Source organism: Nostoc sp. (assembly GCF_036919575.1).
Taxonomy (GTDB): domain Bacteria; phylum Cyanobacteriota; class Cyanobacteriia; order Cyanobacteriales; family Nostocaceae; genus Nostoc.
Genome location: NZ_JBALBY010000122.1, coordinates 1 through 20,798, shown reverse-complemented (window position 1 = coordinate 20,798; position 20,798 = coordinate 1). Strand labels below are relative to the sequence as shown.

The 20,798-nt window shown below is 41.5% G+C and carries 30 protein-coding genes and 1 pseudogene; 5 read left to right on the top strand and 26 right to left on the bottom strand.

Translation table 11 applies throughout. The features are described 5' to 3' along the window. Positions 1-238: 238 nt before the first annotated feature. The 3 genes from V7K27_RS32520 (at position 239) to V7K27_RS32510 (ending at position 2,387) form a co-directional block, all read left to right on the top strand. Positions 239-838, top strand: coding sequence for a hypothetical protein (locus V7K27_RS32520; RefSeq protein ID WP_334952786.1), 600 nt, complete (start codon positions 239-241; stop codon positions 836-838). A 148-nt stretch (positions 839-986) separates the two neighbouring features. After that, on the top strand, positions 987-1,133 hold the full coding sequence (locus V7K27_RS32515) for a hypothetical protein (RefSeq protein WP_334952784.1): 147 nt from the start codon (positions 987-989) through the stop codon (positions 1,131-1,133). Between the two features lie 498 nt (positions 1,134-1,631). Beyond that, positions 1,632-2,387 carry a TspO/MBR family protein gene (locus V7K27_RS32510; RefSeq protein ID WP_292792476.1) on the top strand — a complete coding sequence of 252 codons (756 nt, stop codon included), beginning with the start codon at positions 1,632-1,634 and terminating at the stop codon, positions 2,385-2,387. A gap of 135 nt (positions 2,388-2,522) precedes the next feature. Here V7K27_RS32510 and V7K27_RS32505 read toward each other — a convergent pair whose 3' ends face one another. The 24 genes and pseudogenes from V7K27_RS32505 to V7K27_RS32395 all read right to left on the bottom strand — a co-directional run bounded on the left by V7K27_RS32505 (position 2,523) and on the right by V7K27_RS32395 (position 19,508). Further along, positions 2,523-2,747, bottom strand: coding sequence for a hypothetical protein (locus V7K27_RS32505; protein WP_334952783.1), 225 nt, complete (start codon positions 2,745-2,747; stop codon positions 2,523-2,525). A gap of 48 nt (positions 2,748-2,795) precedes the next feature. Then, positions 2,796-3,353 (bottom strand): WGR domain-containing protein, encoded by a 558-nt coding sequence (locus tag V7K27_RS32500; protein ID WP_334952782.1) that lies wholly within the window; start codon positions 3,351-3,353, stop codon positions 2,796-2,798. A 66-nt stretch (positions 3,354-3,419) separates the two neighbouring features. After that, entirely contained in the window at positions 3,420-4,988 is a 1,569-nt protein-coding gene (locus V7K27_RS32495; protein WP_334952781.1) for an AAA family ATPase, read from the bottom strand. Beyond that, positions 4,985-5,236, bottom strand: coding sequence for a hypothetical protein (locus tag V7K27_RS32490; protein ID WP_334952780.1), 252 nt, complete (start codon positions 5,234-5,236; stop codon positions 4,985-4,987). The genes V7K27_RS32495 and V7K27_RS32490 overlap by 4 nt, the downstream gene beginning before the upstream one ends. 42 nt (positions 5,237-5,278) lie before the next feature. Beyond that, a complete protein-coding gene (locus tag V7K27_RS32485) occupies positions 5,279-5,491 on the bottom strand; it encodes a DUF2997 domain-containing protein (protein ID WP_334952779.1) in 213 nt (70 codons plus the stop codon). Positions 5,492-5,494: 3 nt separating this feature from the next. Further along, a complete protein-coding gene (locus V7K27_RS32480; protein WP_334952777.1) occupies positions 5,495-5,944 on the bottom strand; it encodes a DUF1257 domain-containing protein in 450 nt (149 codons plus the stop codon). A gap of 107 nt (positions 5,945-6,051) precedes the next feature. After that, positions 6,052-7,125 (bottom strand): annotated as a pseudogene (locus V7K27_RS32475) (hypothetical protein). Positions 7,126-7,358: 233 nt separating this feature from the next. Next, positions 7,359-7,913: a hypothetical protein gene (locus V7K27_RS32470; RefSeq protein ID WP_334952775.1), complete on the bottom strand. Its 555-nt coding sequence runs from the start codon at positions 7,911-7,913 to the stop codon at positions 7,359-7,361. A gap of 136 nt (positions 7,914-8,049) precedes the next feature. Then, positions 8,050-8,958, bottom strand: a complete 909-nt coding sequence (locus tag V7K27_RS32465; RefSeq protein ID WP_334952773.1) for a hypothetical protein — start codon at positions 8,956-8,958, stop codon at positions 8,050-8,052. A gap of 101 nt (positions 8,959-9,059) precedes the next feature. Beyond that, a complete protein-coding gene (locus tag V7K27_RS32460; RefSeq protein ID WP_334952771.1) occupies positions 9,060-9,506 on the bottom strand; it encodes a hypothetical protein in 447 nt (148 codons plus the stop codon). 119 nt (positions 9,507-9,625) lie between these two features. After that, positions 9,626-9,748 (bottom strand): hypothetical protein, encoded by a 123-nt coding sequence (locus V7K27_RS32455; RefSeq protein ID WP_334952769.1) that lies wholly within the window; start codon positions 9,746-9,748, stop codon positions 9,626-9,628. Between the two features lie 222 nt (positions 9,749-9,970). Continuing rightward, the gene (locus V7K27_RS32450) at positions 9,971-10,732 is read right to left on the bottom strand and encodes a hypothetical protein (RefSeq protein WP_334952767.1); all 762 of its coding nucleotides are present in this window, start codon (positions 10,730-10,732) and stop codon (positions 9,971-9,973) included. 138 nt (positions 10,733-10,870) lie between these two features. Further along, entirely contained in the window at positions 10,871-11,053 is a 183-nt protein-coding gene (locus tag V7K27_RS32445; protein WP_334952766.1) for a hypothetical protein, read from the bottom strand. A 99-nt stretch (positions 11,054-11,152) separates the two neighbouring features. Further along, complete coding sequence (locus V7K27_RS32440; RefSeq protein ID WP_190964335.1) at positions 11,153-11,329, bottom strand: hypothetical protein; 177 nt, start codon at positions 11,327-11,329, stop codon at positions 11,153-11,155. A 103-nt stretch (positions 11,330-11,432) separates the two neighbouring features. Next, positions 11,433-11,765, bottom strand: coding sequence for a helix-turn-helix domain-containing protein (locus V7K27_RS32435; protein WP_094345915.1), 333 nt, complete (start codon positions 11,763-11,765; stop codon positions 11,433-11,435). A 224-nt stretch (positions 11,766-11,989) separates the two neighbouring features. After that, positions 11,990-12,160, bottom strand: a complete 171-nt coding sequence (locus tag V7K27_RS32430) for a DUF1392 family protein (protein ID WP_334952824.1) — start codon at positions 12,158-12,160, stop codon at positions 11,990-11,992. 98 nt (positions 12,161-12,258) lie between these two features. Next, positions 12,259-12,570 (bottom strand): DUF1392 family protein, encoded by a 312-nt coding sequence (locus tag V7K27_RS32425; protein WP_334952763.1) that lies wholly within the window; start codon positions 12,568-12,570, stop codon positions 12,259-12,261. Positions 12,571-12,733: 163 nt separating this feature from the next. Beyond that, complete coding sequence (locus V7K27_RS32420) at positions 12,734-13,150, bottom strand: cytochrome (RefSeq protein ID WP_334952823.1); 417 nt, start codon at positions 13,148-13,150, stop codon at positions 12,734-12,736. Positions 13,151-13,529: 379 nt separating this feature from the next. Then, complete coding sequence (locus V7K27_RS36640; protein ID WP_442947666.1) at positions 13,530-13,727, bottom strand: UBP-type zinc finger domain-containing protein; 198 nt, start codon at positions 13,725-13,727, stop codon at positions 13,530-13,532. A gap of 199 nt (positions 13,728-13,926) precedes the next feature. Next, on the bottom strand, positions 13,927-14,118 hold the full coding sequence (locus tag V7K27_RS32415) for a hypothetical protein (protein WP_334952762.1): 192 nt from the start codon (positions 14,116-14,118) through the stop codon (positions 13,927-13,929). A 332-nt stretch (positions 14,119-14,450) separates the two neighbouring features. Then, entirely contained in the window at positions 14,451-16,967 is a 2,517-nt protein-coding gene (locus V7K27_RS32410; RefSeq protein ID WP_334952761.1) for a molybdopterin-containing oxidoreductase family protein, read from the bottom strand. Positions 16,968-17,006: 39 nt separating this feature from the next. Further along, positions 17,007-17,948, bottom strand: a complete 942-nt coding sequence (locus tag V7K27_RS32405) for a hypothetical protein (RefSeq protein ID WP_334952760.1) — start codon at positions 17,946-17,948, stop codon at positions 17,007-17,009. A gap of 64 nt (positions 17,949-18,012) precedes the next feature. Then, on the bottom strand, positions 18,013-18,810 hold the full coding sequence (locus V7K27_RS32400; RefSeq protein ID WP_334952759.1) for a TIM barrel protein: 798 nt from the start codon (positions 18,808-18,810) through the stop codon (positions 18,013-18,015). Next, positions 18,810-19,508, bottom strand: coding sequence for a hypothetical protein (locus V7K27_RS32395; protein ID WP_334952758.1), 699 nt, complete (start codon positions 19,506-19,508; stop codon positions 18,810-18,812). Before V7K27_RS32395 ends, V7K27_RS32400 begins: the two co-directional genes overlap by 1 nt. Before the next feature lie 28 nt (positions 19,509-19,536). Here V7K27_RS32395 and V7K27_RS32390 point away from each other — a divergent pair, with 28 nt between their 5' ends. Both V7K27_RS32390 and V7K27_RS32385 read left to right on the top strand, forming a co-directional pair. After that, on the top strand, positions 19,537-19,839 hold the full coding sequence (locus V7K27_RS32390) for a hypothetical protein (protein ID WP_334952756.1): 303 nt from the start codon (positions 19,537-19,539) through the stop codon (positions 19,837-19,839). 1 nt (position 19,840) lies between these two features. Further along, positions 19,841-19,987, top strand: a complete 147-nt coding sequence (locus V7K27_RS32385; protein WP_334952755.1) for a hypothetical protein — start codon at positions 19,841-19,843, stop codon at positions 19,985-19,987. 41 nt (positions 19,988-20,028) lie between these two features. Here the strand turns inward: V7K27_RS32385 and V7K27_RS32380 are convergent, their stop codons facing one another. Beyond that, entirely contained in the window at positions 20,029-20,496 is a 468-nt protein-coding gene (locus V7K27_RS32380; protein WP_334952754.1) for a hypothetical protein, read from the bottom strand. A gap of 107 nt (positions 20,497-20,603) precedes the next feature. Next, positions 20,604-20,798, bottom strand: a 195-nt coding sequence (locus V7K27_RS32375) for a sunset domain-containing protein (protein WP_334952752.1), incomplete at its 5' end; no start/stop codon positions are given.

Below are 20,798 nucleotides of genomic sequence, written 5' to 3'. Positions count from 1 at the left end.
TACCCCCATTTCATATTTACTAGGAGACTTCATCATTAAATGATACTGTACTGATTACGAACGCCTCGATAAAATTTTTCCTAAAAGCTTTTATTTATGAAACAATTTGTTGCGATTGCTGCGAGTATATTTGTTTACTTTTATTTTGCTCATTTAGTTCAAATATCTCAGGCTGATTCCAAAAACTTTGAACAAGATAATTGTACTTCCAGATTATTAACAACAGGACAGGGTTGTTTTGTCTATCAAGTTAAAGGTGCTGAGTTGTCTATTCCTGTGTTTTTCCGACATTGAAAATATTTTTGATTTTGTGAAGAAAAGTGAAAAACTTCAGTTAAGTACTTACTATATATACGGTCATTCTGCTGGAGCGCAATTTGTACATCGGATGGTTATTTTTATGCCTCATGCACGGATCAGAAAAGCTGTTGCTGCGGAAGCTGGTTCCTATACTGTACCTGACAAATATATGGAGTATCCCTGTGGCTTGAGAAAACAGACTGGAAATCAACTGCCACCTGTGGAATTAAAAACGGCGTTCAGCACACCAATGACTATAATTTTGGGTACGAAAGACAATAAACCTCTCTCAGGTGAACATGATACTTATAGTTGTGATGCCAAACAAGGTTCTAATCGTTTGAATCGTGGGGAATATTTTTACACTCAGGTGAAAAGAATCGCTAATTCCAGAAAATATAATTTGTCATGGACTTTTAAAAAAGTTACTGCTGCTCACATTGTTGCACATACAAATCCTCCCATTGAAGATCCGATGCTGGTATCTTGTGCAGCTCTCGAATTTTTTCCCAATTTCAAAGGTATTAATTGCAACTAATATTTCTCACTTCAATACATATATTTCGTTACTACGTCAAAAGCCCTAATTCTTCACCGTGATTATTTATACGAGCGATCGCTGAAAAAATCTCATAGCTCTACAAGTATCATCCAGAAATACTTTCCCGATAAGGCTTTCAAGGATTTTGAACCAGGTTTTCCATAAAAATAACCGAAAAACCCTGAAAAGTGCGGCTGCTTTTGTTTTGTCTAGCCCTGGTGGAGAAGTTGCCCTGAAAAAAGGTACAAATATTAAACTTCAATTGAAATCTGCTATTGGTACTACTCAATAGACCATTAGCTATAGTGGAATGGCACTAAGGTTAGCTATTTCTCGATGAGGGTGAAAATTCCGCCGCGTCCGTGTCAAATGCTGATAAATGGTCGCATGAGGCGATTGTAGCTTTTGTCAAATATGCGACCGGAGCGTATGCAGAAACTCACGCGTTGCGGCGAATTCTCTTCAGAATCCGGGCTTTGACTTTTTGCTCTCGTGCTGGAATGATGATCCGGCGGTGGTGATCGCGATCAAAAAACTGCTGGCGAAGTTTCCACAGTGGGGTATTGCTTGTGTGGATGGGGCGTTGCTGAAGTGGAATGAGTAGCGATCGCCTACGACAACCCTTTCAGGGAAAGCAGCCACTTGGTAAGCCTAACAGTCTCTCGTGAATTCACCTTTTTCGCCGCCATTTATTTTTATTTACGCTTTGAAAAAACATTATTTGTAAGTGTTAGACTATCAGATAATAACTGATTACTAATAATTACAAACTACGCACAATCTCTTAATTATGAATGAATCCAATAATCCAGGAATACTTGAAAAGTTTGTCAATACAGTCATGGGAGTAAAAACTGGTAATCAACAACGGTATCCAAATACATCAATAGCTACGAGACAAGAACTAGATATCAGAGCAGTTTTAGTTTATACACTAGGGACTATTCTACAAATCGTAGTCATGATTCTTGTGTTGCTGGTCATGGGAAAATTAGTAATTATGATTGATAATAATTATTCTTTTCCCACTTGGTTTAGCACTTTATTTACTGGATTATTTTTTGCTATATTAAGTATCCGTTCCCGAATTTTTTCTCTTTTAGATAATACTCGTTCTCGTCAGACTTATGATCAGGTAATCAGACCAAGATGGTCTCCTCCACCTTTAGTATTTCCCATAGTTTGGATGATAATCGCCGTTTTGCGGGTAATTTCTTCTGTATTAGTTTGGCAGCAGATGAATCATCAATTTTTAGTGCTACCTTTAATTTTATTTGTGGTACATCTGGCTTTAGGGGATACTTGGAATACGATTTTTACTGTAGAACGGAGATTAGGTGCTGCTGTCCCTGTAGTTATTTTAGGTCCTTGGTTATCTGCTGTAGTGGTGACGGCAATTTATTGGCAAACTAATCCTCTAGCAGGAATGACTTTATCATTTTCTTGTGTATGGTTAACTGTGGCTGCTGTATTGGTATTTAGAATTTGGCAATTAAATGGCTTGGAGCCATTGTATCCTTTAAAATTAACACCTGTGGAAAAATAAATATTCAAATTCACCAAGACAAGAAAGCAATGAAAAATCTCACTTGACTTTTAAGTAGATCATTCAACATACATAAAAAACGGTAGGTTAATTAAAAATCTACCGTTTTTTTGATTTTAAATTTCTATTTTTTATTTAGCCAAAAGCTAATTGCTTGGCATACTCTTGTGCTTTATCTCCAGATAAAGGCTGAAAATTTCTAATTAGCGCTGCTGCATGAGTTCCTTCGGCGCTAAAAAGCAGGGAATAGCAATAAGGTTCAGGTAGTCCTGGCTCTTTCATTTCTGCTATCCACAACCAACTTAATTCTTCGTCCTCTTCACATGAATAATCGTAATGTAGTATTACTGTATTAGACATTCTTTTTGCTCCTATTTTTATCAAAAGCTTACATCCGGGCCTTTAAAATTACAAATGTCGCCAGAAATTCTTACTAATAGTCTTGAGACTGACTACCTTGGGTTCTACAGTACTTTGTGGAGTAGCAATAGCCACCGCAGCAACTTGTGGCGCAGAGGTAGTTAACAGTGAGTTGAGTAACTCTCGCTGATAGTCGATATCTGCTACTGTGCGGTAAACTCTGTGGTAGTCAATTTGCATCCCTAAAGGTGTTGGAACAATTTTCAGATATTCATTAAGAGCAGATATGTAGCTATCACCAAAATTCTGGAGAGCAACAGCCGGACGTATAGTATTCAGCAGTTGTATCGCTCGTCTAATATCTGGAATACTACGCTCACCATCCATCTGTGGCTGACTTTCGCTGTAGCCTTTGCCTTTCTTTTCTGCTACCAGATTATGAAATTTAGCGACGGCTCTTTGATGATTGGCTAATGTGTGGACTTTTGTTTGCGCTTGATAACCGACTCTGCCCCACTGCACTGTTAAATTACCATCTTCGACAATGGCCGCCCAGAATTTATTGCTGTTCTGAATTGCGTCAACAAAAACTAAATAGATTTCCATGTTTCTTACCCTGTCAATTCACTAACTTCTGGGCATTGCCCCATCAAAGCAAGGTGTAGTGTTCTTTTAATGGCTACTAGCCCGTCGTGCAGTGGATGCCCAAGCCTGCATACGCTCAACTGCCGCAGCGTCCTGAATGGCAAGTGGGGTTATGGTTTGGCGGCAGGTTTCGAGATCAGCAAGCGTTACCTGCTGCGGTCTACCCTCATCAAATGCCAGCAAAGCAGCTTCCGAAGCGAGGGTTTCGAGTTCTGCCCCTGAAAACTTCGCGGTGGAAGCTGCGATCGCCTCCAAATACTCCGATTCCAGATGAATGCCAAAGCGTTGTAGATGAATCCCTAGAATCTGGATTCGTTCTGGTTCTGTGGGCAAGTCAACAAAGAAAGCCTCATCAAACCTACCTTTGCGCTTAAACTCACTTGGTAATGCTGATGGGTCATTGCAAGTCGCTACAATAAATACCCCAGCAGTACACTCACTCATGAACGTAAGCAAAGTACCGAGGATGCGTTGAGAAACACCGCTTGTATCGCCCTGACCTGAAAGTGCTTTTTCGACCTCATCAATAAACAAAACACAAGGTGCGATCGCGGATGCTGTTTTCAATGCGCGTTTAACATTACCTTCGGATTCGCCAACTAGTGAACCTAGAAGGGACGCAATATCAAGTTGCAGAAGTGGTAGATTGAGTATGCTAGCGATGTTTTTGGCACAGTGGGATTTTCCTGTTCCGGGTGGGCCAGCCAGCAATACACCTTTTGGTTGGGGTAACGAGAGACTTCGCGCCTCTTGTGTGAATAGCCGCCGCCGCCGAGTCAGCCATTCGCGCAGTAGATCCAAACCGCCGAATGCGATTGTCGCAGGTTTACCCAACTCAATACCCATTTGAGACAGTAGCCGAGTTTTGTACTCGACGGCTTTGGGAATAAAATCAGTGTCAACGACGACACCATCATTAGTTAAGTTTTCTTTGACTGTTAACCGAAGGAAATCACTAATTTCTTCTAAAGTTAAACCCAGTGCTGCACGAGAAAGGGTTTCTTTCTCAGCATTTTCTAGGGAAATAGTAAAAGTCAATTCCTGTTCAATAGCTGACTGTTGTAGGTCATGCAAATAAGAATTGATATGTTCAAGTATTTGGTCAATACTCGGTAAAGGGACTTCACAATAAGGAATCAATCTGACTAGGGATTCGTGTAGTTGTATGTTCTGACCCAACAATACAATGCGTTTATCTGTGGGTTTTAACCTGTGGTAAAGGTTTTTGACTTTGGATAAAATCTCCCAACTCAATTGGGGTGAGTTCTTAGCAATAAAGGGGTGAATATCTCCGAGGATAAATACACCATTCCCACTAAAATTCGCAATGTAATCAAACACATATAACAATGGATCAGCCTGTGGAGGTCTTTTGTACTCTGCGACTGGCTTAAATACCAATCCCCCATCTGCTGCGATTAAACATTGCTCCAAAGTTGATACTCCGAGATTCCAGAAGAACACTGGACTTGAGAGCTTGCTCAATGCCTCTGTAGTCAGCCACTGAATAATCGTCGCTTCATCAGGAGACAGCACATCAACCGCAGCGATAGGGATTTGTGAATCGAGTGTGGAGAGTAGATTTGAGAGTTTCATTGTTTTTGATAAGGTAGTGGAGCTAGTTCATCGTGAGTATTAACAAGTCTCACGACTACTTCATAAACTTCGGCATCGCCGTCAAAAACTTCTGCTGTACCGTTGTTCTCTTGGTAGGCAATCGCGCTAACGATGGAATTCAATAGCACACACAGCCCTTCAGTATTCGCTTTGATGATTACGGGCTGGCGTGGTTTTTGCTGGGCGTATACATGGATAAAGGGGTATTCTTTAGCTAGTTCGTTCATGATTATTTTTAAGGGGGAAGAAACTTGATTCCCCCGTGTTGATTACTGACGCAAACGTGTTTGATTACTGTTTGTAGTCCGAAGTTGTTGGGTTTGGGCTTCATCCTTGTAAGTGCGATCGCTCTCGCTCACAACTCCCAAAGCGGATTCAAACGGTTGCGTAGCTAATAAACAATTCAAATCCTCAAACCCCTCAGCCTCAACACGAACTTCACCAGTAGCGCTGTCAAAATGAATCAGTATTGAGCGTTCCATAATTTATCTCCGTGCAAATTGTTTAACTTCTTGATGTCCGGCAAAGGTTAGGCGTAGAGTTTGCACGGTTCCATTGGTTTCTTCACTAATCGCGCATTCACCAAACTGCTCTTGTAACTCGGCAGCAATGGATCGAACCATCCGTTGTCCATAAGCCAGCATTAGTTTATTGCTGAAAAAGTCTTTGCCCAGCTTCTTTACTGTTTCATAACTGTCGTGTATTACGTCGTACACGCCGCTTGACTGATTCCATTTGAAACCGATATCTGCACGGGCTTTTATGGTGCGACCAGATACGATGATTTCAGCACTTTGTCCTTGTGAACCGCCATAGTATCCTTTTAGTGGCTGTGCTGTTTCGTGAACTTGCGGTGATAGGTTTAGATCCGTGAGTGCAAAAATAAGACATTCACGGTTAGTGAGTTTAGTTTTAACTGTTGAGAAATGCGACATGAGAATTTTGTCCCTATAGTAGAAGTGCGGTATTCTTTTTGAGATGAATATTGCATTTTTCGTTAAGGTACTTAGTCTTGAGCGAATGCACCCGCCCAAGACTGTTTTTACCTGAACTTGAACGACATGACCGTAGCTTTCGATAAGCCCACGTCGCCAGTCGCAAGTGATTGTAGATTGCGCTGTTCGTCTAACAACTTGATCCGAATTTCTTCCATCTTTTGCTGTAATTGACTGCGCCCATCACTGCCCAGATTCTTAGCTTCAATCGCTGGGTCGGTGACAATCGAATACATTTGCTCCATCATCTGCTGTAAACTGCTGCCAGCTTCAGGTGAAGCATTTGCCAGTAACACCCGCACTTTCATCAGGTGTTTTTCCATCTTTTTTTTGAATTGCACCGGCTTACGTCCTGGCTCCCAATCAGCCAACTCTTCGAGCAACTGCGCGGCTAGTTGTTCACCGCCAGCGATCGCTGATTCCCGTAGCCTTTGCTCCAGATTTTGGTCATACTGTTGAATGAACTTGGTAATCTGGTCTAAACACTCGGCTTGCTGCTGATTGAGTTGCTCAGAGAGGGCAGGGATAATCACCGGGCGACCAATGACGACTTGCAAATAGTCTTCGAGATCGGTCAGAGTCGGAAATGCTCTTAGCAAGTTGGCTTTGACTGATTCTTGCTTGTCGTGGGGTAATTCCCAAGTGTTAAGTGAGAGAAACTGATCAATCCGCTCTTGATAATCTTCGAGTCCTGCTTCATAATCAGCTTTTAACTGATTACGCAATCCAGGGGCGATATTATCTCTGATATTAAGCAGTTGGCTCCAAACGAGTGGAGCTAAATCAATCGGACAAACCCAATCACCAGTATCAGCAGACATCTACTCTTGAACTGAAGCAATCTCTTGCCTTAATTGGGCAGCAGCTTCATCCAACTTCTTAAATACCTTGATACCCCGCAAACCAACTTCAGAATTAGTAACTTTCACAAGGTCTGATTCAATTTCAGAAACTTCAGCTTTTAGCACATCTGCCCATTTAGGAGCAGCAGACTTTGTACTTTTCTTTAACTGAATGCGGAAGCGAATACGGGTTTTATTTAACTGTGAGAAATTGTGGCGCTCGATTACTGCATCAGTTAGGAAATTTGCAGCGATAGGGTTGTCGATTGCTTGTACCATCATTATTCACCTCAATCATTATTTTTCACTTCCAATTCAGCGAAGCTTTCTTTGTGGCTATTTCTCAACTTGTGAATGTCTGTAGTAGCTCTATAGATTACTTTCGTAGAGCTATTTTGTAGTCGAATATGTCTTTTAATGACTGGTGGTTTATGTATGGACATGGCTTAAAATAGTTGAAGTTGCTGTGAATTATCCTGTAGCACAGGCTTTTGATAAACCATGCCTTAGGACTAAAACGCCATCTCAAGAGCAGCTTTTGCCACAGCAATTGCTTGTTTACTGATTTCGCGCCAGTCGGTTTCTTCACCATAAGATGCTTTGATTAATTCCGACCCAACCCACACCCGACAGAACAACACGCTTTCATCGGTTGTCCCTGGAGTAGGCTGTAGTGTAATCGGAGAGTAAAGCTGTTGCGGAGTAAGAGTTGCGATCGCGGTTAACAAGCTTTTAGAAAAGTGAGTATCATAACCGGATTCTAAGATATACGTCCGGTCTGCTTGCACAGTTATTAGCAACTTGCAGGTTTCTTTTTTGCGGCGTTCTGTATTCTCAAACCGCAGTTCTTTAAGATATCCAGTTAAGGCAGTTTGAGGCACATCACTCGGTTCACCATTTAGTGTGTACCACAGTCCCCCGTGCTGACGATTGCAGTAGATTTTACAACTGCCAGCTTCAGAGTGCAATCCCAGTTTTGGCTTATTGATTGCTGCGACTAACAGATGCAGTAGTTCCTCTTGGCGCATCAAGGCAGCGAGTAATTCGGCATTTTCTTGAGGGGTCATTTGTTTGTACCAAAAGCATTTCACTTTCGCATTGGCGAAGCCGTTTAATTGTGATATATGAAGCGTAGAGCCAATAAAACAGCGCTCTTGATTTCACAAAAGCGCTTTTTATTACTAATTATTTGTCCTGTACAGATTATTGATGTGAATTAAATCTTGCCAGCAAATCTTCACGAGATAATTCAAGACATAGGGGAGTAAATTCTTCTGGTGTTAACTGCAATAAACTATCGACTACTTTTAAAAGTTCTTCATCAACAGAACCAAACCTAAATCTCAACAAGTTTTCTACAACTTGGCGGCGTTCAAGTTGTACTCCTTGCTCCACCCCCTCCTGTACCGCTTGCGCTCTTGCTTCTTGATAAGCTTCTGTTAAATTCATAATTAACTCCTGGTCATCTTCAGTTAAATCTGTTTGTGTCATTACACTGATACGCCACCTGTAAACCATTTCAAGAACATTACGGCGGACAATATTCTCTGGTGGAAGGGCAACCAGTTCACTTACTGCTTGGATTTGTACTTTTCCCCGACCCAACAGCCTAAACCACAGCGTGTCTGGAGTTCGCGGTAGCTTGTTGATCGCTACTATTGCTGCTCTTACTCCTTCAGGCAGAAAGTACACCCCGCTCATCCAATTGTCTAAGTCTAGTTTAGCTCCAAAAGCCTTGAGCAGAGCTTTGGAAGCACTGGGAGAAATAATCCACAGTTGTGCTAGCTCGTTCTCTGCTATTGTTGTGTCTTCCCTATTGGCTTTACGCTGTGCGTCTGCAATCACAGTGAACAATTTTTGTAGACAACTACGTACTTCTGTTCTATTCGGTTGATTGCGAAACGGTTCTAGTAAAGTAGTATTTAATACCGCAATTCTACCCAATAATCCTAAAGTTTCTGCATCAACCGCAGATGTTGGTGTTGGCGAAAATAACACATCAACAAATCTTGTTTCATCAGTTACTTCCCTATTAGTTTTTACTTCCCCAAAGGGAGAAAGTAACTCTTCTAAAAACTGCTTGGCAAATTTATCATGAGGTTGTTGGGTCATGTTATCAGTAATAATCGTGTTGTATCATACTGCTATTTCTAATTAGAGTTTGGTACAAAAGCGATCGCCCTGCCTTGTCAGCAATCGCCTTTTCCCTTTAACTACGCCGCTACCAACTCCCGTTCTACCACTGGCTGATATTCCCGTAGCCGCTCCCATTCCTGTGGCGTGAGTTCGTCAAACGGCTTATCCAGCAGTTCCTCACGAGATGGTTGCGTCAGTTCTACCATCGACAATACCCACACCGCTTCAAAGGCAGAATCACACGGAACTTTCTGCTGATGCACTGAAGTTGGCCGAATAACCCACCACTTGCCCTCTGTGCAGCCGATAGAACCGAGTTTCTGTTCATCCTTATAGATGCTGTCATCTAACAACTCAAATCCGAACTGCTCACATTGGGCGGCTATTGAGCACATAACTTCGTTCCCCGTTATAGTGGCTGGGGTTTCTTGCTGTATTGGCAGAGTTCCTCGCTTGTAATGCCATGTTACAAAGTCGTGGCATTTCATTTGTGTAATAGCACGAAATTCTTCTTTATCGTTCACTATCACTACCCACCGTTGGGTCACGAAATCTCGATGATCGTAACTAATTTGGGCTATTAGCTTTTGTCCTGCATAGATTTCGTGTTCGTAAAAATCGATTTCGATTGATGTTACTTGCTCTATTGTTGTTGCTTATGGCATGATAGAAATCTCCATATTTGGATAAAAAAGCGATCGCAGACTTTCCAGGGTACGGTGATCGCCTTTTGATTTTGGATATGAATTACGTTGTGGTAAGCCACAACGCACTCATAGAAACTTAGCGAAGCTTTATCAAGTCCGAAAAGTGCGATTACTCGTCAGGGGACTGCGATGCCTAAAGGCAAGCCGCAGAGCGTCTACACACTTATGAAGATTTGGCGAAGCTTTTGCAAAGAGGCTTGTACTCAAAATTTTCCATTCAGAAAATGTGATTCTTCCCGGTAAACTACACCAAGGCGATGACAATGTTTCTTAGCTAAATCTCAATAAAAACTAACATCTTCACCAAACAAGAATAAGACGGGTTTCTTGTTAGGGTAATAAAATTGATAAACCAGTGCTTGACCAATGCCGTGCTTCCAATTGCAAGCTTTCTTGACTTCAATTACATACAATTTAGTCAACACATCAACTCGCCCGGATGGATTAGGAGTCTCTCGAATTCCTCCTAAAATCTCTGCCAACTGGTTAGACATTCGCTCTTCGGCTGGGTCTTTTGGAGGTGATGGTGGGGCTAATGGAATTGGAGGCTGTGTTAGAGGTAGTGGTTGAGAAATTGGTTCAAGTTGCCTAAAGTCTTGCTGTATTTTATTGAGAGGCTTGGTTTGGGTAACTTCATCCTCTTGTTCGATTGTCTCAACTGCTGAATACTGCCCTAAAACTTTTTCAGGATACGTCTGTGCATAAAGGGATGTTACTAACAACCAACCGCGTTCTGTGTTTAATGTAAAGTTGCATTTTGGTAATACCTCCATTACAGATTGAAGCGAAGCTTTCAGTCCGATTGTTTCAACCCATTTTTGACGTGCTGGTGTTAGTGGACGCAATAATAATTGTTCTTTTTGTTTTATGTATTTCTGATGATAAAAGTCAATTGCTTTTCTCCAGTGTTTTGGATTTTCTGTGTCAAAGTCCCGAAAATCAGGCAAGTATCTCTTAACAATATTTGCTCTCGCTGAATAACCAGTAACTTGTACCCATTTGTTTCTGGCTTCATTCAAATTTGTAATCGGATTCTTAGCCAATATGCTCCTCCGATGTCCTTAGATGAATTCTCTGAAAAAAGCGACTACATATCTTTGATTATTGCAATTGCTTTTATTTTTGTTTGTAGAAAGCCTTGTGCTGAGGACACAAAGCTTTTTACTTGATTGAGCGTAGCTTTATACTTGTTCTTGCCTCAGTATCTCGTGAATCAACACTTGGCAGCGTTTGCTGGCTTGGTGTGCTTGCCGCATTAAAATTCGGCTTTGTTCTCGGTCTGTTGGGGAAACTTGTACAGCTTGTCGGCTATAGTCAGTGGCCTGATGTGCTAATTCTTTTGCCCTAGCTTTTAAATTTTTCATTCGTCCTCCAGTTAGATTAGCAGAAAATCTATATTTTCTACCTCTTCATAAATTTTATCGGCACGACTGGCCAGTAAACTAGCATCACATTCGGATTTTTCAACCAGTTTTTAGACGTGGTAGGTCATCGGAATCATCTCGCGGCGGCTTGACCATTACAAGTTTAAGGCTTCCGGCTGCTAGTCCCGGCGGCGGCTGGTTATTGTGGTTTCGTATCGTTAACTCGATTTGTAAGGGTTGAATTTTGAGCGCTTCTTTGTTTTTCAAAAGAGGCATCACGCTCGTCTCCTCTCTTATGATTACCATATTACTACGCTCACCAGTGGTTGTCAAGTGGTTGTCAAGTGTTTTTCGCTGGTGAGCGTAGTAGATATTTCTCTTAACTGTTGTAATCTATGTTCCAAATAAGTGAAGTGATATCCCCATCTAAAGCAGCACAAAGTTTCTCTAGAATTTCTGTACTAACAGTCATCTGAGTTGGTTTTTTTGGTTTGTTAATAAAGACGTGAGGAGTTTCTAGCTGCTGAATATAAGCTACAGAAACTCCCACAGCATCAGATAGCTTTTGTCTACTATATCCAGCTTTCTCTCTAAGCTCCCTGAGTTTTTGGGCATTTTCTTCATTCCACCTAAACGCAGCGATGGGTGTTACATCTACTGTGATATTCATTTTTACTTTAATTTTATTTTCACTGCGCTCGCCAGTTGACATGATCATATTATTAATATACTGGTGTCAACCATAAGGCTACACCAAGGAAAAGTTAAAGCGATCGCCCGCCGGGAAGCAATGCGATCACTTAGCTCAATTCATTTATTCACAACAAAGTGAACTAATTACGAACTAATTACAATGCTGACACACTTTTGGCGTGTTTCAGAAATCAACCAAATGCCTCAGTCTGGGCAGATAGGCAAATACGCGATTGATAATCGTCATACACTAACATTGACTAAATCAACATCAGCAAGCCATATTGTTCTGCTTTGGGCAGACACTTCTTCTAAAATTGGAGAGCGCCACTCTACCCCATAAAGCCAATTATCTTTGAGGCTAAAAATTCCTTGAATAATACGGCGTGTAAGTAGGTGGGTGGGAAAATTTATAAGTATGTCATTGCGAGTGAAACGGAGTGTAACGAAGCAATCACAAGGACTTTGGCGGTTTTACATTTTGTTACATAGTTAGGTTAATTTGTGCCTACCTACTTAGGCTGTTCACCAAAATCAACCTCAACTATATCCCCCAATTTAAAAGCTGGAGTAAAAACAGTGGACTTTTCTAGTAGATTTGTTCTATGAAATTCTTGTTCAGCTAAGTAGAGAGTTTCACTCTGGCAAACAATTGTATAAATCCATTGCTGTCTTTCCCACTGAACACCACAGCAGTAGCCTGACAAGTCTGAGATTGGCAACAAAACTTTTTCTAATATTCTTACTGCTACTGGAGGCATGGTCTGACCCCACTCAGGAGAAATATGCCAACAGGATTCTAAAGCGGTAATTTGGTTAATCATCTGGGAATGTAGTTCTCTTTTTTATACATACACTCACTTGCTTCAGTCTGATCCGGAATATAATTAAAATTTCGGGAAGCTAAGGCAACAGATGGGAATTCAAACCCAATCAATTCGAGAGCCTCCCAATTTGAGAAGACTTTACTGATACACTAATTCGTAACTAAGATAAAATTATTTTGGCAGTAGCGATCGCCTGCTCCACACTCTCCACAATATAAACATTTTCTGGCGACATTTTTTTAAAGAAAAGTTGACTTTCTTCATCATTATTCAATAAAATTACTTGCTTATTGGCTTTCAAAGCTAGAGCAATTTCTGAAGCGGTTCCTGCACCCATCCCGCAAGCAATTACCACATCACTGGTAAGAACGTTAATATTGTTTCTAGAATTACCCATGTCTGTGAAAATAGCAATATCCACCCAAGAGGACATACCATCCTGATTTTCACCTGGAAGAATACCAATAGTTAAACCATCAGCAGATTTTGCACCTTTACTTACTGCATCCATTACCCCTACATTTCTACCACCAGTGAGTAAAACCCATCCTTGTTTGGCAAGAAATTGACCTAATATAAGTAGGTAGGCACAAATTAACCTAACTATGTAACAAAATGTAAAACCGCCAAAGTCCTTGTGATTGCTTCGTTACACTCCGTTTCACTCGCAATGACATACTTATAAATTTTCCCACCCACCTACTTATAAGCATTTTGTAAATCATTTGCTGTCGCATTTTCTCCTCTCCCCATAACCCCAATAATAATTCTTCGCATAAAATTTCAGATGATACTGCTTTTGGGCGACAAGTCAAAGGTTTCTCCATAAAAGGGCAATTGGCTGAGGCGTTAGGAAGATAGCAATCGCACTCTTAAGGCAGTGAAGCGCGTTTGCCTCAGTTTAATAGTTTTTTGCCTGCTCATCCAAAAAACACCATAACCACTGTTCTCCTAACTCAGCCTTTGCTAATTACTGAATGTCCAGTTTCCTCGTAATGCCGTCGCGCATGTTGATGAACAGAAGAATCACAGCACAACATCTTGCCACAACTTTGACAAATACGGAGATGCACCCAGCGACTGTTTATTAGGATACACTCTTCACAACGAAATACTGGGTAGTTTGCTTTAGAAATCAGAGTTTCCGTAGTCATATTGTCTAAATGTTCGCAACTCATAGGAATTTGAATGACACATTAATCAGAGTATAGATTAGTGCAGAGAAACTTCTATTTAATACAGCGATGGCTGCGCCAACGCCTGCCGGAGGATGCCCGAATGCGAACAGCGCCTCAATTCTAGAGAAGGGCTGTAAGGCTTCTGCAAAGCTTTGCAATCAAACCAAAATTTTAATTAAATATCAATATTTATCTGTTCTATCTGTCTAGCAGCTTTATCCCAAAGCTTTGCAGAAGTCTCATCTTTCCAATGAGTTCTAAGATTTTCTGCTTTTTTATGACTGATTCGTTCTAACATTTCTAGAACTGCGGCTAATGTTAATTGATCAACAATTGCCTCTAAAGACTCCATATATTCTTTTGTCATAACTAACCTCTTGAATAGCTTTTAACATTTTTCCTAATTTTACATATTCAGATAGCTAATCTATATTATTACATTTAACAATTATATTATCTGAAAAATGCCAACGAAATTTACAGTCAAAGTTTTGCTGAAGGCTTACGTTTGTCTATCCTTACTACCAGTAAGGCACAATGGTTGCTGGAATTGTCATTACCTCCTGGGTTTTGGGTTACGCCCTTCACGCGCAGAGCGATGCCTACGGCGGCAAGCTACGCGTCGCTCGAATCACCCAAACCCATCAAGTAGTTAGCCATTATACGCACGCTACGCTATCACTTGGAACGAGTTAATCCTTATGCTTTTTTGACTCGGCAGGCAAAACATTTAAATGCCTGCTGTCCTGAAAGATTGTCATAATATTGTTTATCTATCAAGATATTAACTGACTCATAGTAGGGAGTTTCAAACTCTTCTGCCATTTTCTGCCCAGGCCCGAACCAGCTAGGGACAAAAATAGTATCTTCTCGAATTCCTGACCAAATTAATGCAGTGCCAATGATTGATCCTCTGGGACTTTCAACTATAATTTCATCACCATTTTTAATACCTACTTTTTTCGCAGCTTCTGGGTGAATTTGTACCAATCGAACACCATTCATTTGCTTACCCGTATAAGTCCAGTGAGTTACAGAGTGGAAATGAACTACACTTGGTCTGCCAGTCATTCCCATTAGTGGGTACTCTTTATGTACCTCACCAGAAGTCATTTTTCCTAATTTAATGTTTTGAGTCAGTGCCTGTGGATTTACAGGATTTTTTACCAACTCAGAGGTGTATTCAATGGTAGGATGCTTACCTGTTACCTCTGGATGGGTATAGAAGCTTGGTAGAGCAGAGTGTCCAGCCTCGGCTAGCCGGCTTTGCAATTGTGGAGTATAAATTTCTACCTTACCACTGGGGGTGAGAAATCGTTTACCAACATTCTTAGGATTAAGAGATGATGCGGCTTCATACCAAGATGCATGATCTAGGTAAAGTGTGCTGACACCGGGATGCTCTACTGTTGGGCAAGGCCAGCGCAGGGGTTCTGTTCTTTGAGATAGTCTGTGTTGGGTCATACCCCCCATTCCTGGAGTATTGGTTAGAAAAGTTGCCCACAGCTGACGATAGTCTTTCCAAGAATCAGGAAAGTTGTCCCTCCAGTATTCAGGCGGATTGCGTTTGTCTAATTTCGCTGTGGCGTGTGCTAAATCAATCCAGATATGCCAATCTGGTTTGGACTCGCCTACCGGAGTAACCACTTGTTCTTGCCAACGGATTGCTCGATCATCCCGCCGCATATAAACGGTTTCCATTTCAAAACCACTGGTTACAGGCAAAATAATATCAGCATAGTACGCTGACTCTTCCATAAACAATCCAGTGTAAACATAAAATTCTAATTGGTGGTAAGCCTGTTGTACTTTTATTGTGTCTGAACAAGCCAATAAAGGATTCCCTTGAGTAACGATCGCTTTGAGCTGATAAGGTTCACCTGAAATGATCGATTCCGCAAAATAATCTGGACCGACTGGTAGTGCAATATCTTTGCTAGGTATTTTACCAATAATAGCTGGTAAATTCAAGCTCCCTGGCCAGGTATTGTGCATGAAATTGCAACCACCACCGTTTATACCTATATTGCCTGTAATCGCAGCCAGGAATGTCAAACAACGGTAAGTGTCAAAAGCCCCTAGTTGATGAGAAATCCCCGCATTGCAGAAAATAGCAGCAGGCTTAGTTTTGGCATAAGCCTCAGCTAAAAGCTTAATTTTTAATGCTGGAACATCCGTTACAATTGCAGCCCACTCTGGTGTGTAGCCCTTACTTTTAAGGTGATTTTTCAGTTCATCAAAACCCAGTACCCACTGTTGTACAAAGGCAGCATCATATAATTTATTACTAACAATGTGATAGAGCATTCCCAAGACCAAAGCCAAGTCAGTGTGTGGTTTCGGTGCAATCCACTCATCAGCTTGCGCTCCTGTAGGAGTCAAGCGCGGGTCGATAACTACTAATTTGGCTTTGGTCTGAACACGACTTCTGAGAAGATAGGCAAAGGTTACAGGATGGGTTTCTGCTTGATTCGTACCTAAAAACAGAAAGAATTTTGCACTTCCCAAGTCTTCTTTTTTAGTCGTATCATCGATTCCGTAGCCGTTTGTAAAATTACCCAAGCCAAATGTCCATGCTAAAGCATTGCCACCTGCATCGTTGCATACAGGTCCAACATCAGTATTATTAGGGCTGCCCAACAAACTGAAGTAGCGCTCAACTAAAGAACCAGTTCCCCTCGGCAGTCTCCCAGAGGTTTTGTTGGCGATCGCTCTAGCTTCACCTGCATCCCTGAGTGCCAAAAACTTGCTAGCTATAATTGAAAGTGCTTCATCCCAAGAAATTGGCTCAAATTTAGAATTGCTGTTACCTTTGTTTCCACTAACCCGCTTCATTGGGCTTTTCAAGCGAAAACGATTGTAGACTAGCTGGGTCATCATTGGCCCCTTAATACAAAAGCCACCAGCCTGTACTGGGTCATTTGGTTCACCTAACACATCTATGATGCGTCCGTCTTTGAGATGAACTTTCAATCGGCACAGACAATTGCAGAATTGACAAGCACTATTTACAATCTTGTCTGGCTCTAGGGCAGCCGATTTCTGAATAAAATCAAATTCAGTACTTTGGAGAGGGATTCCCTGATCCTGTTCAACATTTGCAGCATCTGCCACTTCTTTTTTTAGTAACTCTGCTGCACTTACAGTAGCTGTACTAATAGCCACCCCTTGGAGAAAACCACGCCGTGAGGTCTTCTTCCTGCTTTTTGATGTCATGGAGATCCTCTCCCTACATATTGCGCTTATTACAGCATTTCACAAATGTGGGTGCCTTTGTTCATTAGCTTGATCAACTCGCTGCCACAGTTCACGGTCTTCTCGATAAATACTCAACGCTGAAATCGCATCTTTTGTATCGATGTCTTTTCCTTGAGCTACCAGTGAGATGATAAAATCTATTGCTTTATCTTGTCGCAGCATTGCAATTGCGAGTAACAATGTGCGACGAAGTTCTACGTTTCTTGTTTGCTCCCAGCAATTTCTGAGAAGATCAAATGCTTTCTCTAATCGTGATTCACCCAACGTCAATGCTGCTAACTCACAGATTTGCTCCTTTGGGTCAAAAAGAAAACCAGCAACTATTGCAAGTGAATCAATCGGAGCTAGTTGTAATAAAGCACTGAAGCACTCCGAAATCACCTGTGGTGCTTGATCGCCGATGCGGGTTTTTAAACGAAGTAAAGGTACACCTTGGGGATTTCCTGTGTAGGCGATCGCTTTTGCAGCAGCAACTCTTGCTTCTGGTTTGGGGTCAGCTAGTAGATCGGCTAATTCGTTCATTACATCTGAGTAGTTTATTCTCACCAGACCGAAAGTACATATACCGCGAAGATGGGCAGCAGTATCTTCTTGACCTCCCCATACTGGCTCCATCTGAATATGTCGAATACCTTGCAGAAAAAGGTTTTCATCACTATATTCTAAGTGATACAGTGTTTGTGCTATCTCTTTCTTGGCAAGACAATTTTGGTCTACTTGTGCGGGTTTGACCATCATTCGAGCAAAAGCTTCTACAAGATCAGCAACCAACTCAGTGATAATAGATTCGCCGACTATCTTGGCTGCTTGGGCAACAGCTATAGAATATTTGCTCTTGAGAACTTGGCGTAAAATTATGATCCCTTCTTCACTTATGGGATGCTCTCGAATTTGGGCAAGAATAGATAAAGTTTCTTCTAGTTTTTGTGATTTTGGCATACATCACACCACTTCCAGGTCATAAAATGCAGCAAATTAGATCTATTTGGTTTGTTTTCTGAATTTATAAGCTTACTATTAAAGCAGCGATCCGCTCGTACTCTTGCTGTACTACCGAAACAGGTAATCGATTTAATCGGCTCTCTAGCACAAGAGGAACTCCGACTGGAAATTGAGTAATATGCGGTATCCACCAAGTATGGGGTGTAATGCGAGAGTGAATATCTTGCCGTCCATCATTGTCTGAAATGTGAATCTCTAAAAGTCTCTCTGTTGGGAGTCCCAACCATTGATTCTGAGTTACTAGGCTTTTGTCATGCCAAATGTTGAGATGCGCCAAGTCAACTACTATCTTGAGTTGTGGAGAATCTTGACAAAACTGGGCAAGTTCTGAAGCATTGTCCAAAAGATTTTCAACATCACTGACGGGTGGTGTAGGATACATTGTCTCCACACCCAAAACAATACCTCGCTCCTGGCATAGCTGGTGAAGATAATGAATGTTTTCCACAAATATTGTATATGCTTGGTCGCGTTCAGTTGTTTTTGAAAAATTTCCCCCATGCACTGAATAGGCTGTAATACTTATACTTGCTAAGTAGTCTGTCAGTCGCTGAAAATATTTCCAGTCTTGCGGTTGGGCTAGATTAAGGGGATAGTGGCGCTCACTCCAGACAAAAGCGTGGTGCGCTCGAAAGACTATTCCTTGTTGTCCAAATTCCTCAATTGCTTGCACAGCCAAAGCATCAGGTCTAGGTCCGATTGCTAGTTCAATATGCCGAATTCCTGCTTGCCAAAATACTGTTAATGCTTCACGGGTTGATACTCCACCGTAGGCTGATAAACTCAGATACAACTCCATCACTCCTCCCGTGTTGATACATATTCAAAAATTGCAGTTTTAGGCGTGAGAGTTAAGATTTTTGTGGCATACCCTACCAATACGCTTATTTCCTGAGTCAATTGCTGTTTTTGTTCATCTGGATATTCCATATTTCTGAACAAACCTCCTACTTCATCTGAAATGTAGTAGTCAATTTGTTCTTTCATATTCGTCTCTGTACACTCATTCAAGTTATAGATGCGTTTTTTTGGTACTTCAATTAAATGCTCAACTGAACCTAATCTTAGAGACAAAGTATAGCTGTACCGAATATAAGTACGTTCGTCATCATATGCATCAGGATCTTCCTGAGTCTGATAGTTGCTTAAACCTATCGGTAGCTCGACGGTTATTAATAACCAGCTAGTTGGATCATCTGCAATACTAAACTCAGATTTGCGTGCGTACCAATTATTGTTCTTAATCTGTTTTAATTCTTGCACAAATGCTCTCAATTCTGGTGTTGGCAATAAGCAACGAGCATCGGTAGCCAGAGCATCGGTGATGCGTTTGAGTTCTATTGCCTGTGCTTCTACCAGTGTCTTTTCTGCATCACGAAGTTCTTGCATTCGTGTTTTTACTAGCTGTTGCAAATCTGCAATCCGTGGATCGAATTGACTGACATGGTTTTGCACTAATTCTTCATAACTGGAAAGTAAGGAATTAGAATCTGTCATAGCATGACTCAATTTTTGAGCGCAAATTTTGGACTATCAGCAACGGATAAGGGAGAGCAAGCCGCCTGAGCAGACTGCGTTATTTGACCTTGCACCAAAGCATTACGACCCAGATCGGATTGATCCGTTGCAGTTACAGGTGCGATCGCTCTCTTTTTGGAGAGTGCCAGCAGATAGCCCAGGTGATGCGTGTTTGTACTTCATCGTTGACTCTGCGGCTGGCCTGATTTTATATGTGGGGGAAACTTGCTACAAGTTTCAAGCGCTGGAAAGGGATTCACGCCTGCAAGGATTACATCGCAAGCTATCAGGATTTGCATTATCGCTATGAGATGAAGACAGCAGTCAACATCGCGTTTTGGTGGGATACACCCACTGACCGACGCGCACGGCAAGAATTAGAATTGAACTTAATTTTGAAGTGGCGATCGCCTTTCAATAAGGAGAACTGGGAGCGCTGGGGGCAACCGTTTGGGTAGAAGGTTATTCAACTTTTTACTCAATCCTGGGTAACAGTCAGTTATTGCAGCAAGGCATTATTTATCCGATGCGCTTCCTCTGATGAACTTTCTCTAATGTCAAAAGCTTGCTGCACTATGGCTTGAATTGACTCTGGCAATGATTCAAATTTTTCTGAGTTGAGTATAACGAGGCGGCAACCGGGGTAAGGCATAAAATCAATAAAGGGTTCCATCCCCGATGTAATCAGAGTTTTGCTAAGTTCCGCGATGGGATGATGGGGCTTTTGGTTGTCCTGGGTGCGGTTTATTTCTGATGCCATGTAACCGCAAAACCAACTCAAGGTGTCAATATCTTTCTGGAATGCTGCCAAAATCCCTGTCACTACTTGCTGGTTAAGCTTAACAGGCAGATTGTCAAAAATTTTATCTAGGGCTTCTGGGTGTCGCTTGTGGCAGTAACGCACTGCATTTTCAACTAGTTTATCGATTTTAGTGGGTTGAGATTGCCCAAATCCCTTTGCACACATAGCACTGCCTCAACATTTATGCGATCAGAAACGCGATTTTAACAGAATTGGTGGGGCGATGAGCAGGAGCAAAAGCAGGATGTATTTGAAAATTTGCCCTGTTTAGATCACTTAGGCGCACGGAAACCAGCTTTTTGTGCTGTTGCTGGGTCTTTAAAACAAATATCCGGCTTGACTTTTTCGTAATCTAAGGTTTTAGGAAGGTGATAAATGTTGCCTCTCTTCTTGGTAATTTTGCCTTTTAGGGGTGCATCACTTGGGCAAGTTGTTTCGTTTTGTGGTTTCACTCCAAGATTTTGTGC